General features: G+C 69.3%; 12 protein-coding genes. 5 read left to right on the top strand and 7 right to left on the bottom strand.

Features of this window, described 5'->3' with window-relative positions:
* A complete protein-coding gene (locus KEG38_RS34885) occupies positions 1-924 on the top strand; it encodes an alpha/beta fold hydrolase (protein ID WP_272424605.1) in 924 nt (307 codons plus the stop codon).
* Here the strand turns inward: KEG38_RS34885 and KEG38_RS34890 are convergent.
* From KEG38_RS34890 to KEG38_RS34905, 4 genes are all read right to left on the bottom strand, one after another.
* Positions 908-1,936, bottom strand: coding sequence for a hypothetical protein (locus tag KEG38_RS34890; RefSeq protein WP_272424606.1), 1,029 nt, complete (start codon positions 1,934-1,936; stop codon positions 908-910). The genes KEG38_RS34885 and KEG38_RS34890 overlap by 17 nt on opposite strands.
* A gap of 88 nt (positions 1,937-2,024) precedes the next feature.
* Entirely contained in the window at positions 2,025-2,786 is a 762-nt protein-coding gene (locus KEG38_RS34895; RefSeq protein ID WP_272424608.1) for a 4'-phosphopantetheinyl transferase family protein, read from the bottom strand.
* A complete protein-coding gene (locus KEG38_RS34900) occupies positions 2,783-3,610 on the bottom strand; it encodes a metallophosphoesterase family protein (protein ID WP_272424609.1) in 828 nt (275 codons plus the stop codon). The genes KEG38_RS34895 and KEG38_RS34900 overlap by 4 nt, the downstream gene beginning before the upstream one ends.
* Positions 3,611-3,629: 19 nt before the next feature.
* Entirely contained in the window at positions 3,630-5,549 is a 1,920-nt protein-coding gene (locus KEG38_RS34905; protein ID WP_272424611.1) for a serine/threonine-protein kinase, read from the bottom strand.
* 124 nt (positions 5,550-5,673) lie between these two features.
* Here KEG38_RS34905 and KEG38_RS34910 point away from each other — a divergent pair, with 124 nt between their 5' ends.
* Entirely contained in the window at positions 5,674-7,326 is a 1,653-nt protein-coding gene (locus tag KEG38_RS34910) for a DUF2961 domain-containing protein (protein ID WP_272424612.1), read from the top strand.
* Here KEG38_RS34910 and KEG38_RS34915 read toward each other — a convergent pair whose 3' ends face one another.
* Entirely contained in the window at positions 7,327-8,373 is a 1,047-nt protein-coding gene (locus KEG38_RS34915; RefSeq protein WP_272424714.1) for a Ca2+-dependent phosphoinositide-specific phospholipase C, read from the bottom strand.
* A 165-nt stretch (positions 8,374-8,538) separates the two neighbouring features.
* On the bottom strand, positions 8,539-9,393 hold the full coding sequence (gene proC / locus KEG38_RS34920; protein ID WP_272424614.1) for a pyrroline-5-carboxylate reductase: 855 nt from the start codon (positions 9,391-9,393) through the stop codon (positions 8,539-8,541).
* Positions 9,394-9,582: 189 nt separating this feature from the next.
* Between proC and KEG38_RS34925 the strand changes: the two genes are divergently transcribed.
* Positions 9,583-11,100 (top strand): Do family serine endopeptidase, encoded by a 1,518-nt coding sequence (locus KEG38_RS34925; protein ID WP_272424615.1) that lies wholly within the window; start codon positions 9,583-9,585, stop codon positions 11,098-11,100.
* 52 nt (positions 11,101-11,152) lie between these two features.
* Positions 11,153-12,634 carry a 2OG-Fe(II) oxygenase gene (locus KEG38_RS34930; protein WP_272424617.1) on the top strand — a complete coding sequence of 494 codons (1,482 nt, stop codon included), beginning with the start codon at positions 11,153-11,155 and terminating at the stop codon, positions 12,632-12,634.
* A 13-nt stretch (positions 12,635-12,647) separates the two neighbouring features.
* On the opposite strand, the gene KEG38_RS34935 is transcribed toward KEG38_RS34930, so the two are convergent.
* Positions 12,648-13,124, bottom strand: coding sequence for a hypothetical protein (locus KEG38_RS34935; RefSeq protein ID WP_272424618.1), 477 nt, complete (start codon positions 13,122-13,124; stop codon positions 12,648-12,650).
* Positions 13,125-13,260: 136 nt separating this feature from the next.
* Here KEG38_RS34935 and KEG38_RS34940 point away from each other — a divergent pair, with 136 nt between their 5' ends.
* Positions 13,261-14,226: a DMT family transporter gene (locus tag KEG38_RS34940; RefSeq protein ID WP_272424620.1), complete on the top strand. Its 966-nt coding sequence runs from the start codon at positions 13,261-13,263 to the stop codon at positions 14,224-14,226.
* Positions 14,227-14,244 lie beyond the last annotated feature (18 nt).

Here is a 14,244-nt window from a genome sequence, read left to right on the forward strand (position 1 = left end):
ATGACCTTCCCCCCGCATCACCCGTTCCGCTCCGCCGAGGCCCGCGAACGGTTCCTTGCCCGCTACGACGAGCGCGCCGCGCGCTGGCCCGTTCCCTGCGAAGGCCGCACGATCGAAACGTCCCTCGGACGGACGTTCGTCCGGGTGAGCGGGCGCGCGGGCGCCCCGCCGCTCGTGCTTTTGCACGGGATCTCCGGCAGCTCGCTGCAATGGGGGCCGAACATTGCGAAGCTCGCCGAGCGGTTCGAGGTCTTCGCCATCGACGGGATCCACGACTGCGGCCAGAGCGTCTATTCGCGGCTCGCGAAGGAGGGGTACGATTACGCGTACTGGCTCGACGAGGTCGCGACGGGCCTCGGTATCCGATCGGAGTTCGCGCTCGCGGGGCTCTCGTACGGCGGGTGGATCGCGAGCCAGTACGGGCTGCGATATCCGCGGCGGGTGCGAGGCCTCGTGCTCGTCGCGCCGGCGAACACGGTGCTGCCCATCGTGGTGAAATGGATGGCGCGCGCCATTTTGACCGCCCTGCCCATTCCGTGGCTCACGCGGAACTTCATGCAATGGATGCTCGCGGACACGGCGGCGAAGGGCGAGGAGGGCCGGAAGCTCGTCGAGGAGGTGATCGAGGACTCCTACCTGGCCGCGCGATGTTTCGCGTGGAAGCCCACGGCGCAGCCGACGGTGCTACGTGACGAGGAGCTCCAGGCGCTGCCGCGGCCGACGTTTCTGATCCTGGGGGAAAACGAGACGATTTATTCGGCGAAGGATGCGATCGCGCGGGTGAAGCGCGTCGCGCCGCACATCCAGACGGAGCTCTTGCCGAATGCGGGGCACGATCTCACGCTCGTCCAGGCGGACCGCTTCAACGCGCTCTTGCTCTCGTGGCTGGGCGAGGGCGCGACGACGGCTACCGCGACTGGATAGCCTGCGCCTGGTACGTCTGGCAGAGGAGCGCCGGCAACCCTGTGTTGCAACGAGCCTCGGCGTAGAGCTTCGCCACGAAGGACGACTGGGCGAGGCCGTGCGCGCCCAGGATCACGCCCATCAGCGCCAGACTCGTGACCCCGCGCCGAACCGCGCGCCGGAGCGCGCCGAGGGCCTGCTCTGGATTGCCCTGGACGAGCTCGACCGCGCGATCCCGGCCTCGATACGCGGCGGCGCTCCGCGCGAGGCGCGAGGCGAGGTCGTCGCCGAGGCCGAGATCGACGCGCGGAACGGCAAGGTCCACGAGCGGCGCGGGCCCGTCGTTCTCGGCCTCTAGCCCCGGCGCGAGCGCCGTCTGCGCGCGCTTCAAAGCACGAAGGTCGGCCGCGAGGACGACGAGCGTCACGAGGGCTGTCGCGAGCAGGATGAAGAGCGCCGGGATGGGCTTTTCGGTCTCCTCCAGGTGCGCCGCCGGCCAGTCGAGGGCCGCGAGCAGCGTGGCCGCGGAGAGGGCCGCCGCGAGGATCCCCCACACGGCGCGGCGATCGCTGCCCGCGACGATCGAGCCGAGGCGGGCCCGCTGGGCGCGGCGCGCGGACGAGAGGATGAGCAGGCAAACGGGCAAGAAGAGGATCGCGGAGAAGACCCCGCTCGCGGCGCCGCCGAGCGTGCCGTCGCTGGCGTGGTCGAGGCTCGCGACCATCGCGCCGGCCGCGGCGCCGGCGAGGAGCACGACCAGGACGTGATACCCGGTCCGGTCCGACGTCGGGCGGGTCTCGGCGTTGGGTGTTTCGATCTCGTACGAATATCGCCACCCGAGGCAGAGCTTTTTCAGGAGGACGCCGGTGACGGCGGCGATGAGCATGGTGCCGAGGGCGGCGAGGGGTTTGATCTCGCCGTACGTGACGCCGAGGAGCGGGTTCGAGAGCAGCTCCGCGGAGAGCCAGCCGGCGGCGGCGCCGGTGATCGCGAACGGGGGAGCGAGCCTGGGGAAGCGGGATCCGTCGGCCATCGGGTCTTCCTTGGATGGGGGGCGTGCTTCGTGAAACGCAAAAGACGCCGCCTTCCTTGGGACAACCGTCAGGCCTTGGGGTTCCTCTTCATCCACGCGACCGCGGCACGTCCTCGAACGGGACACAACGAAACATCTCGACGGCGACGGGGCCCTCGCCGGGCCTTCGCTCGATTGCCGTCGCCACGCGATGACGACCGCCCAGTGAGGTGAGCGAGAATTGCCAGCGCGAAGGGGCGTCCGGGAGCTCGGGCTCGAAGGAGATACGAATGGGGCCGGTCTCGTCGAGGTGGTAGGAAAAATGATCGAGCGGGATGGCGAGGCCCATGCCGCGCGCCTTGATGTAGGCTTCCTTGAGGGTCCAGTAATCGAAGAATCGATCCCGCTGGCGGTGCGCGGGCAGCCGGCGTAGCGAGGCGGATTCGAACGGGGAGAAGAAGCGGTCGGCGATGCTGACGGTCTCGCCGCGCCGGTGGGTGTCCTCGACGTCGAGGCCGACTTCGCGGTCCTGCGCGACGAGGATGGCAACGAGGCCGCGTGTGTTCGAGAGGTTGAAGCGCACCCTCGGCGCGCCGCTCGGCCCCGCGATCTCCGGGCGGCCGTGGCTGTTTCGCACGAAGACCCAATCGCGCGGGGCGACGGGCGCATACGCGCTGAGCACGGCGCGGACGAGCGCGCGCGTGACGAGGTATTCGCGTCGGCCCTCGGCGAACCGAAAACGAGCTTGCTGCCGGGCCTCGTCGGGAGACATGACGGAATGGTAGGCCGCGAGCAGGTACCAATCGTCGATCGCGTCGGGATCGACGTACCAGAGGTGCGCGGCGCCCGAGGGCAAGGAAAGAGGGCTCAAGGCGTGATCTCCGGCGTCGGGAGGATCTGTTTCACGTAAGCGTCGATCGACCGGTCGCTCCGGCGTTCGCGCGGGTATCCGAACGAGACCTCCTCGAAGCGGACGCCGTCGACGTGCACCGTCCGCCGGACGTGCAAATGGCCCTGCACCACGACGCGCGCATCGAAGCGGACGTGCCAATCCGTGGTTTTTCGCGTCCCGCACCAGGGCGAGAAGCGCGGCACGCGCGGCAGGAAGACGAGGTCCTGGCGCAGCGGGAAATGATTGATGAGCACCTTCGGCAGCGCGGGCGCTGTGCGGAGGCGCGCTTCGGTCTCGGCGACGCGCGCGTGGCACCACGCCGGCCGGCTCGGAAAGGGCGCGGGATCGAGCAGGACCTCGTCCGCCGCGGCGATGCCTTGCTCCGCGGCCCAGGCGACGGCTTCGCTCACGGGCACGTGGTCCGGGCGGAACGTGTAATCGTAGAGCAGGAACATGGGGACGATGAGGTGCGGGCCGCCCTCGCCTTCCCAGATGGGATATGGATCCTCCGGCGTGAGCACGCCGCGCTCGCGGCAGAGCTCGATGTACCGCGCATATCGGGCGGCGCCGCGGGGCTCGCCCGGCTCGTGGGGGTTGACGTACAGCTCGTGGTTTCCCGGCACCCACACGAGCTTCCGGAACCGCGGCGCCAGCGTATCCAGCACGAATCGTACGTGCTCGAACGTTTCGCCGAGATCCCCACCGAGGATGAGCCAATCGTCGGGCCGCGCGCCGAGGGACGCGACGGCGGTTCGATTGTCCGGAAATCCGACGTGCAGATCGCTGATGGCGAGGAGTTTCATGAGGTCAGACGCGCGCATTCTACACGCGGTCGTGCCGCGCGTCAGCCGTCTCCGCGGCGCCGCTCGGCTTCGATGCCCGGAGGACGAGCGCGACCGTGACGAGCGTGCCGATCGTGCTGATCGCGCCCGTCGCCCAGGGGACGTAAAACGAGAGCAAGCCGCCCGCGAGCTGGATCGCCGCGGGCCAGAGGAGCTCGAGCGTGCTGTTGATCGCGGTGACCACGAGGCAAGAGCCGATGATGAGCTGGCCCATCGCGCCCGAGGTCCAGACGTGCTCGCCGCGAGCGTAGGAGAGCACGTCGTGCAGGGCATTCAGCGCGAACGAGGCCGTGACGGTGAAGAGCAGCCGGCGGTTGAAGAGGTTCGTGAGCAGCCGCCTGCGACCAAAAAAGAGCCCGGCGAGGAACAGCGCGAGGATCACCGCGTCGAAGACGAGGACGTCGGCCCAGGACGAGGGGCGGCGCGTGTTCGCTTCGCGGATCGAGAGGGCGCCCATTGCGATGGCGCCGGTTCCGACCACGGCGCTGATGAAGAGCGTCCGCGCGCGGCGACCCACGCTGGAATCCATCTCCTTGGCCATCTTCGCGGCCCTCCGCTCGAGCCGCCGGCGTTCCTCGATTTTTTCTTCCAGCAGGGCGACGCGCGTTTCGAGCGCGGAGCGATCTCCTTCGATTCGTTCGAGCAGGGCGCGGGCGTTCGCAGGGTTTTCCAGGGCGAGCTCGCGCTCGACGAGGAGCGAGAGGCTCCGCGCGAGCCCCTCCTTGGCGCGCGTGTTGTCGGGCCATTCGCGGAGGGCTTGCAGAAAGCCGAAGCGGCATTCGCTGAGCCCGCCCAGCATTTCCGCGCTGGTGACGAGCTCAGGTCCGCCGTTACCCATGGCCTTCTCCAAGGCCGCGAGCCGCTCGCTCGCCGCATTCGCGATTCCGAGCGAGGAGCGGTGATGCAGAAAATCGGCCACGCGCTCGCGGAATGTCGCGGCGCTCGGGGGCCGCTCGTCCCGATCGCGCGACATTGCGGCATTGCAGAGCGCGACGAGCTCGTCCGGGGCCTCGGGCGGGTAGTCCTGCGGCGTCCCCGCGCTCGCCGAAAGAAGCGCGTCGTAAAGGCTCGGCCGCGCGTGCGGCGGGTTGCCCGTGAGGATCTCGTGGAGCGTCGCGCCGAGCAGATACACGTCCGTCCGCGCGTCGACCTCGTGCGGCTTTCCGCAAGCCATCTCCGGGGCCATGTACGCAGGGGTCCCGACGAGCGGCTCCGCCTCCTTGCCCGGCGTCGTGTCGATCTTCCGCGCCACCCCCCAATCGAGCAGGTACACCTCGCCGAATTCGCCGACCATCACGTTGTCGGGCTTCATGTCCCGGTGGACGATCCCGCGGGTATGGGCGAAATGCAATGCATTGCATACCTGCATCAGGATCTCGAGGTGCGCGACGAGGCGTGATTCGCCCCCGAAGCTCGCGAGCTCCCAGAACGGATGGCTCGCATCCGCGAGGAGGTCGCTCCACGACACGCCCTCAATCCGCTTGATGACCAGGATCGGCCGCCCTGTATCGTCGAGCCCGAGCGCGTGCACCGGCACGATGTTCGGGTGTTCGAGCCCCCCGGCGACCTGGCCTTCGCGAATGATCGCCAAGGACGCGCTCCGGGGCGCGTCGTCGTGCGGTATTTTTACGGCGACATGGCGATCGAGGGATCGCTGATGCGCGAGGTAGACGGCCCCCATGCCGCCTTGCCCGAGCTGCCGCACGAGGGTGAGGTCGACGCCCGGCGAGGAGAGCACGGGTGCCTTGCCCTCGATCGCGCCGGTCGAAAGCGACAGGCGCGGCAGCACTGGCGTTTCGGCGTCCGGCGGATGGCTCCGCGGCGGCGCGCCCTCGGTCGTGGTCCCGAGGGCCTCCGCCAGGTCTTCCACGCGGATCGTGTCGGAGATGGTCCATTCCATTGCGCGCCTCGAAGGATGCACCATTCCCGCCGCCCGGAGAAGTGCGGGTTCCGACTTTTCTCGTCCGCTGCGCACGAAAAATACGCTCGCCTCCGGGGCGGCATCGGCGCACATTGAACGGACGATGGACCGCACGATCCGCCGCGCACGCGCCACCTTTTTCGTCCTCGCCGCCGCTTCCGCCGCCGGTTGCAGCGATGATCCCCGCCCCGTGGTGACGCTCCCGCCGCCAGGCACGCGCGAGGAGCTCGCGGACGAAGCCGCGCTCGCGGCGCTCGCGGATTTCCGGGCATTGCCCGTCTTCGGCGAGGAGAGGTACGTCCAGACGGGGAGCCAGGATCGCCTGAGCGGCGCGCCTGCGCCGGCCGATTTCGTGGAGCGTGGAAACCGCGACATGAACCATTTCGTCTGCCGCGGCCGCGAGGCCTCCGTCAGCGAGAACCAGCTCATCCCGCCGATTTACGACGAGGCCGCGTGCCCCGAGGCGTACGTGCGGGGCGTCGTGCTCTCGCGGTTTTCGGGTTCGGGTTACCTGTCGCGGCTCTGGCTCACGGCGAGCTCGCTGCGGAACGGGCTCGTGGCGAACGACGAGGTGCTGCGGATCTGGGTCGACGACGAGGCGAACCCCGTCGTGGAGGAGCCGCTCGCCGCGGTGATCGACGGCACGGCGGGGGAGATGTTCGCGCCGCCGTTCGGTGATGGGCCGGGGAATCACCTCGCGTGGTATTATCCGGTCGTCTTCTCCAAGAAAATCGTGATAGCCCTCGATGGGCTCGGGCCGCTGGAATATTATTATCATCAGGCAGGGGCGGTCCTTTCCCCGGAGGCCGTGCCGCGCAAGGCGGCCGAGGCGCGCCTCGCCGCGCGGGACCAGGCGATTTCCGTCCTCTCGTCCACGGCGGAGGGGGTGATCCCGGGCGAGCCGCTCCTCGCGCCCAAGACCGTGACCCTGGAGCCCGGACAAACGACCACGCTGGCCGATCTTGCAGGTCCTTCCACGATTCATGCGTTTTCCATCGAGGTCGCCGAGGCGCAGCTCGCCACGCTGCGTGACGTCACGCTTTCGGTCACCTGGGATGATGATGCCGCGCCGGCCATTCTGCTGCCGTTCTCGGATCTCTTCGCCGCGACGCTGGATGCGCCGGAGAATGCGAGCCTCGCGCTTGCGGGGTCGAAGGACGGAGGCACGGCGCGTCTCGCCTTGCGGCTCCCGATGCCATTCAAGGAAAAGGCGGTCTTCGCGGCGACGAGCGCGGCCGCGGAGCAGGTCGATTTCACGCTCTCGATTCGAGGCGAAAAGGTCGTCCCGAGCGAGCCGTTCGGCCATCTCCACGCCGTCCGCAACGAGACCGTCGCGCCCGCGCCGGGGCCCGAGCATCCACTCGCGAGCGTCACGGGCCGCGGGCGCTGGGCCGGGACGTGCCTCATGCTGGAAGGCCGCGGAATCGGTGATGGCAGCCTTTTCGACGAACCGCTCAATTTCCTCGAAGGTGACGAGCGCGCCGTGCTCGACGGCGTGACGTCGGTCGTCGGAACGGGCACCGAGGATTACCTGAATGGCGCGTTCTACTTCGAATCCGGCCCTCACGCCTCGCCGTTCGCGCAATGGTGGGGCACCGAGGTCACGCCGCCCTCGGCTCGCACGAGCGCGTGCCGGTTCCACGTGCTCACGGATCGGATCGACTTCCAGAAGAGCGCGGAGATCGCGCTGGAAATTGGTCCAGGCATCCCCGAAACGCTCGACCGGTACCGGAGCGTGACGTTCCTCTATCGCTGATCAGGGCTTCATGAACCGAGGATCTTCGAGCGCCTCGGACGTGCATTCGGCAGGCGCCGTCACGGGATTGCAGCGCGCCGGCGTGCCGCCCGTGATGTCCACGTGATAGGTGGAGCCGTCGATCGGCGCGGGATAATCCGTCGTGACGAGATGCGCGGCGCCCGCGAGCGCCGCATCGCGCAACTTCGTGTCGCCGGCGAGCGCGGCGTCGAGGTCGATCTCGGCGCGCGTGCGGACCATCATGTTCGCGGCCGCGGCCTCGTCGATGAGCACCTTCGTCACCGTGGGATCGTCATAGAGCGTCCATGCGGCATGCGGATCCGTGGGCACCGTCCGGGTGAAGAGGAGCCGGCCTGCGAGGCTCGTTCCCTCGCGGGAATACGCCTTGCCAAACCCGTCGGTCAGGTTGTACATCGTGAAGATCACGCGGCCGCGCAGCTTGCCGAGCGTGGGCCAGCCCTCGGTCTTCACGGCCTCGCCGAGCGTCGCGTAATCGCCCTGCACCTCGTCGGGCGTCACGACGCGATCTTCCGGCCAAACCCCGAGGAGCTTCTCGTGCAGGGTGCCGAAATAAGCCTCGATCGCGTTCGCGCCGGGCGCGAGGTCCTTGATGTCGAGCATGATCGTGAGCGGTAGGTGGGCCGGGTGGGCGTCCGACCAGCGCTTCACGATGCCGAGGCACGCGCCGAGCGTGGCGCACGTGCTGCCTTCGTCGAGGAAAGGCACGTGCGCGACCTTGTAATCCCCGAGCGCCTCGTCGTACCGGAGGTCGAGCTCGATGCAGCGCACGCCCTGCTCGGAGAGCTGCACGTCGAGCGGCGCGTGATCGACGGCGTACGCGGCGCCCGTGAGATCGGGGTTCGCCACGTGGAAGCTGTTGTGCGTGGCCTTGGCCTGCACGTGGTGGAGGCGCAGGACGTCGTCGAGCGGATACACGAACGAGGGTTTGGTCGTGCCAGGAGCGCTGCCTTCGTCGGTGTCACTGCACGCGCAGAAGGAGAAGGTAAGCGTTAGCAGGGAAAAACAGAGGGCAAGGCGAGAATGCATATTCACGGCATGACAGCTCTCCTCGGGAGGACCGTCAAGGCCTGGAGAATCGGACGGCGATGGGGAAATCATCGAGCACGGCGGGGACATGCCGTGCGGACGAGCAAGAGCGCGGCCGAAAGCCAGAGGGCGCTCGATCGGCGACGAGGACGGAATGCGGGGAGGTTAGCGCCGGAGCTTTTTCGCCATCTGCTCGCCGAGCTCGCCGGCGCGGTTCGTGGCCGCTTCGACGGCGTCGATGAGCGTGCGGCGCAGGCCGCCGGCTTCGAGCGTGTGCAGTCCCGCGATGGCCGTGCCGCCGGGGCTCGTGACCATGTCCTTGAGGCGCCCTGGGTGCTCGCCCGTCTCGAGCTGGAGCTTGGCCGCGCCGTACACGGTCTGCGCCGCGAGGAGGAGCGCGGTGTCGCGGCCGAGGCCGACCTTGACGCCGCCGTCCGCGAGGGCCTCGATCATGAGCATCACGTACGCCGGGCCGCTGCCCGACAGGCCCGTGACCGCGTCGATCAGCGATTCGTCGAGCACCACGCAACGGCCGACGGCCTCGAAGAGCGCGCGGGCGACCTCGAGGTCGTCTTTCGTGGCGTGCGAGCCGGGCGCGATGGCCGTGGCGCCCGCGAGCGCGATGGCCGCGGTGTTCGGCATCGATCGAATGACCCGCGTGCGCTCGGGCAGGCGCGCCTCGATGGCCTCGATCGGCACGCCGGCGGCGACGGAGATCACGACATCGCCCTCCTTCAGCCCGGCCGCGACGGCGCCGAGGATACGGTCGACGATCTGCGGCTTCACGGCGATGACGACGACGTCGGCCCAGCGGACGAGCGCCTCGTTGTCATCCGTGGTGTCGATTCCGTACGTCTGCCGGAGCTCGTCGAGCCGCTGTTCCTTCAGATCGCTCGCCCGGATTTGAGCGGGCGTGACCATGGCCGAATGCAAGAGGCCCCGGATGAGCGCGGACGCCATGCTGCCGCCGCCCACGAACCCGATTCGCCGCTCTTCCATGCGTTTGCGCAGATCGTTCATCGCTTCCCTTCCGGCGGCGAACGGTACCAGAGCGCTACGCCAGGGGACAGCGGCATCCGGGGAGACATGCGATCGTCCCAACCGCACCGCGAGGGGTTGCGCAACTCGGTATCGCGATTCATCCGTTAGGCTCGGAATGAAGTGGAGCCTCGGCTGGTTCGCTCGCCCGGAGGTTCGAGGGGAGAATTCATGATGTCCGTCCGTTCGTCCCAGCGCGCGTCTTCATTCGTGTCTCGCTCGGCGCTCGCCCTTTTGCTCGCCACGGGATTGCTCGGGTCCACCGGCTGCGGGCACGAGGCGCACGCGACGCCGCCGCCGCCCTCTACGCAAGAGGTTGCCCAGCAAGTCTCGGCCGAGGCCGCCGCGGCCGTCACGGCAGCGCCCGCGCCCGCCGGGCCCGCGCCCGTGCCCGCGACGTTCGACGTCGCCGACCTCGCCCAGCGCGTGACGCCCATGGTCGTCAACATCACGACGACGCAGAAGGTCGCCGGCGGAGGACCGGGCTTCGGCGGCATCGATCCCTTCGAGTTTTTCTTCGGCCCGCGCGGAGGCGGCGGAGGTGAACGCGCGCCGCGCACCCCGGAGCGACAGATGGCGCGCACCGCGCTCGGCACCGGGTTCATCATCGACCCCGAGGGGTTCATCGTGACGAACGCGCACGTGATCGAGGGCGCGGACGATGTGAAGGTGCGCCTCGCGGACGAGCGCGAGTTCGCCGCCGACGTCGTCGGGCGTGATACGAAGCTCGATCTCGCGCTCTTGAAGCTTCGCGGCGCGAGCGGCCTTCCGGTCGCGGCGCTCGGATCGAGCGAGGCGCTGCGCGTCGGCGAGCACGTGCTCGCGGTCGGGAACCCCTTCGGGCTCGGGCACACGGTGACGCTCGGGATCGTGAGCGCCAAGGCGCGTTCGATCGGCGCCGGCCCGTACGACGATTTCATCCAGACCGACGCGAGCATCAACCCGGGCAACAGCGGCGGTCCGCTGTTCAACTGGAAGGGCGAGGTGATCGGCATCAACACGGCCATCCGCGCCGGCGCGAACGGCATCGGCTTCGCGACGCCGGTCGACGCGCTGAGGGACATCCTGCCGCAGCTCCGCGAGAAGGGTCGCGTCGAGCGTGGCAAGCTCGGCCTGCTCTTCCAGCCGCTCACGGCCGATCTCGGCAAGGCGTTTGGCATGGACACGCCGAAGGGCGCGCTCGTCTCGGATCTCGAGCCGGGCGGCGCGGCGGCGCGCGCGGGCATCAAGCCCGGCGACATCGTGGTCGCAGTGAACGGCACGCCGATCCACCACGCCGAAGACCTGCCCCGCAAGGTCGCGCGGCACGCGCCGGGCACGACGATCAAAGTCTCGCTCCTCCGCTCCGGCAAGCCGCTCGAGGTAACCGCGAAACTCGATCAGCTCGGCGACGGCAACGGCGACGAGGTCGACACGAAGCCCACGCGCGGGCCGAAGGCGCCGGCCACGGCGAACAAGTTCGGCTTCCAGTTCTCGGATCTCGCGGGCGGCGGCGTGCGCGTCGACCGGGTCACGGAGGCCGAGAGCGAGCTCTCGCCGGGCGACGTGCTCCTCGAGGTCAACGGCGCGCCGGTGCGCGACGCCAAGGCGCTCGAAGCCGCGCTCGGCAAGATGAAGCCCGGCACCGTGGCGGCGTTCAAGGTTCGCCGCGGCAAGATCACGCGGTTCGCCGCGCTCCCCATCAAGTGATCCCGGGCCGCCGGGCTTGACAGCGTCGCTCTCGCACGGTGCTGTCGGGCCCATGAACCCCGTCTCGTCTCCGCTGCGGCGCCTTTCCGAGGCGCCGCGCCTCTACGTGCAGGAGGGTTTTGTCTTCGACGACGAGGTGCGCCACGTGCTCGCCTCGTACGGCGATCGCGACGGGCTCACCCGCCGCGGGCTCGCGTGGCAGGCGAACGAGACGGGGTTGTCGAGCGAGCTACCCGTCCGCGAGGACCCCGTGCTCGCGGCGATCGCGGCGCGGATCGAGGCGGTCCTCGGGTTTTCCTGCACGCTCGTCGAGCCGACGTTCCGGTTTCGCCGGTACGAGCGGGGCGACGCGCATCCGCCGCACCTCGACGAATACACGATCGGCGGCGCGCGGCTCATGGCGACCGCGATCGTCTATCTCACGGACGCGGAAGGCGGCGGCGAGACGTTTTTCCCGCGCGCCGAGCCGCATCCGGTGGCCGTCGGCGCGAAAAGGGGACGGCTCGCGCTCTGGTTCAACCATCGGCCCGACGGGAGCGTCGACAGGGCCGCGCTGCATCAGTCGAATCCGCTCCGCGAAGGGGAAAAGGCGACGATCGCGTATTTCGTTTATGCCCCCGTCGAGGCCGCCCGCGTGAAACTCGCGGCGGACGAGAGGCCGGCGGGGAAGGCGCCTGCTTCGCGGCGGTTCGTCTGCGTGAACGACGGCGTGCCCGAGACGACGATACGCGTGCTGCGCGAGGCGTGCGCGTCGCGCGGGGTCTCGTACGAGGAAGTGCAGGCGGCGAATTTCGATTTCACCGCGGCCGAGCCGCTCCCGCCGGGAACCTTGCTCTTCCGGCCGGCCGTCTCGTCCTCGGCGGTGCGCGTGGAGCAGGCGCTTTCGGGGCCGGGGGTGGTGACATTTCATCGGGAGCCGGACGGCATGTTCCGCGATATCGGGCCCGAGGTTTCCGTGCTCGAGCGGCGGGGAATCTCGGTGCCGCGGTGGATCTGGGGGAACACGACGAACCGCGTGCTTTTGCGGCGCTATGTCGAGGATCTCGGCGGCCTGCCGATCGTGATGAAGTTTGCCGGCGGATCGGGGGGGATCGGCGTCTTGCGCATCGACAGCCTGGCGGGGCTGTTTTCCACGATGGATCATGCGCTCGCGTCGGGCCGGATGCCCGTGCTCTCGGCCTACATCCCGGATGCGACGCATTATCGCTGCATCGTGGTGGGCGACCGCGTCGCGGGGTACTGGCGAAATCAAAAGGACGAAGACGATTTCCGGACCCACGCGACCGATGATCCGGCCGATTACCGGACGCCGCCCGCGCCCGAGATCCTGGCGAGCGCCGTGGCTGCGACGGCCGCCCTCGATGTCGAGCTCGGCGGCGTGGACGTGCTCGAACATCCGAGCGGACGCCATTACGTGCTCGAAGTGAACTTTCCGTGTTTTTTCGCGCGCGCCCGGCTCGTCGGCGGGCAAGACGTGGGGGGAGCGATGATCGATTGGCTCGTGCGAAAAGCGGAGCGAAGGGCCGGTACGTAGCGGCGACGGCGCTTCAGGAACCCTTGTCGCTCTGCTCGGCCGTGCGCTTGTCGCTCTGCTCCGCGCCGCGGGCGCCCTGTTCCTTGTCCTTGTCCTTGCCGGACTTCTTCTTGTCGCTCTGCTCCGCGTGGCGCTTTTCCTTCTCCTCTTGGTTCTTCCGCGAGCCGTCGTCGTCGTCGGAAGCCCAGAGCGGCATGCCCGGCGAAACACCGAGGGCCGGGGCGCTCTCGACCGTCGGGCCGCGGCGAACCCGAGGACCACCAGCCGGAGGGGCCACGCGCGCCTCGAGGAGGCCGAGATCCGCGAGCTCGTCGAGCGCGCGGAACACCGCGTCACGCGTCCACCCGTCGGTTCCGGTGGCGGCCGCGAGGGCAGCGATGTCCGCGATGGACCGGGTGCCGTCGGCCTGCGCGAGGGCGAACGCGGCGAGGGGCGAGAGCGCGGGCAGGGAGCCAGCGTCGATCGAGGCACTGCGGGCTTTCGGGGTCATGCAGATCTCCAGCGTGGGGTAGGTTCGTCCCAAACGTGACGATTCATATCACGGAGGGCCAGCACGCACACAGGGGAGACCAACCCTCGCGCGCAAGTGCGGGCTTCGCGGCCTTTCGCGTGGTAACGCGGCGCGGGTGAACAGCGTCGAGCCGGGGGGCCGAGAGAGGAGCGCCCCCGAGGCCACGAGCGGACCACGAAAGGCGCTCGCGTGGATGGTGGTCGCGCAGGTGCTCTTCACGATCATGGGGATCTGCACGCGCCTCGGCGCGCAAAAGCTCCCGTGGTCCGAGGTCGCCGCGGCGCGCGCGGTGCTCGGGGCCGTGGTCGCCATCGCGGTCGCCCGGATGCGCGGCGCCCCGCTCGTGATCCACGACCGGCGCACGGCGTGGGCCCGATCGATCTGCGGAACGGTCGCGATGTTCTGCACGTTCTACACGTTCGGCGCGCCGGCGATCGCGCTCGGGGACGCCGTGACGCTCGGCGCGACGTCGCCGATCTTCATCGCCATCCTGGCGCCGTGGCTGCTCGGCGAGCGGAGTTCCCGGATCGTTTGGGTTGCAACGACGATCGCATTCGCTGGCGTGGCGCTCGTCGCGGGCCCGAGCTTCCGGCTGTCCGGTTCGCTCTCGCTCGTGTCGCTGCTCGGCGCGGTCGCGAGCGCGCTCGCCATGATCTGGCTGCGTCGCCTGGGCACCGGCCGATCGGGCACGCCGCGCGAGAGCCCCGAGGCGATCGTCGCGCATTTCTCGCTTGTGGCGGGCGTTTCGCTCTCGCTCGTAGCGCTCCCGACGCTGCGCATGCCCGACCTCGAAGGCGCGCTCTTCCTCCTCGGCACGGGCGCGAGCGGCGCGTTCGCGCAGATCGCGATGACGCGGGCGTACGCGCTCGATCGTGCGGCTCGCGTGGGCGTGTGGAGTTACCTCGGGGTCGTTCTGACGCACTTCGCGGCGATCGTGATCCTCGGGGAGCCCGAGAAGCCGGTCGGGCTCGCGGGGGCGGCGCTGGTGATCGCGGCGGGTGTAGGGCTCACCTGGTCCGGCTTGCGCGAGGCGAGGGCGACCGCGGCGCTCGTTTCGCCCCCTTGCCAAACGGGCCGATGACCGCGATCCTCCCCGCAG

The organism is Polyangium jinanense, assembly GCF_028435265.1.
GTDB lineage: Bacteria > Myxococcota_A > Polyangia > Polyangiales > Polyangiaceae > Polyangium > Polyangium jinanense.

Coding starts and splice junctions, on each gene's coding strand:
- KEG38_RS34885 (WP_272424605.1), top strand. CDS start 1: ATGACCTTCCCCCCGCATCACCCGTTCCGCTCCGCCGAGGCCCGCGAA.
- KEG38_RS34890 (WP_272424606.1), bottom strand. CDS start 1,936: ATGGCCGACGGATCCCGCTTCCCCAGGCTCGCTCCCCCGTTCGCGATC.
- KEG38_RS34900 (WP_272424609.1), bottom strand. CDS start 3,610: ATGAAACTCCTCGCCATCAGCGATCTGCACGTCGGATTTCCGGACAAT.
- KEG38_RS34905 (WP_272424611.1), bottom strand. CDS start 5,549: ATGGAATGGACCATCTCCGACACGATCCGCGTGGAAGACCTGGCGGAG.
- KEG38_RS34910 (WP_272424612.1), top strand. CDS start 5,674: ATGGACCGCACGATCCGCCGCGCACGCGCCACCTTTTTCGTCCTCGCC.
- KEG38_RS34915 (WP_272424714.1), bottom strand. CDS start 8,373: ATGCATTCTCGCCTTGCCCTCTGTTTTTCCCTGCTAACGCTTACCTTC.
- proC (WP_272424614.1), bottom strand. CDS start 9,393: ATGAACGATCTGCGCAAACGCATGGAAGAGCGGCGAATCGGGTTCGTG.
- KEG38_RS34925 (WP_272424615.1), top strand. CDS start 9,583: ATGATGTCCGTCCGTTCGTCCCAGCGCGCGTCTTCATTCGTGTCTCGC.
- KEG38_RS34930 (WP_272424617.1), top strand. CDS start 11,153: ATGAACCCCGTCTCGTCTCCGCTGCGGCGCCTTTCCGAGGCGCCGCGC.
- KEG38_RS34935 (WP_272424618.1), bottom strand. CDS start 13,124: ATGACCCCGAAAGCCCGCAGTGCCTCGATCGACGCTGGCTCCCTGCCC.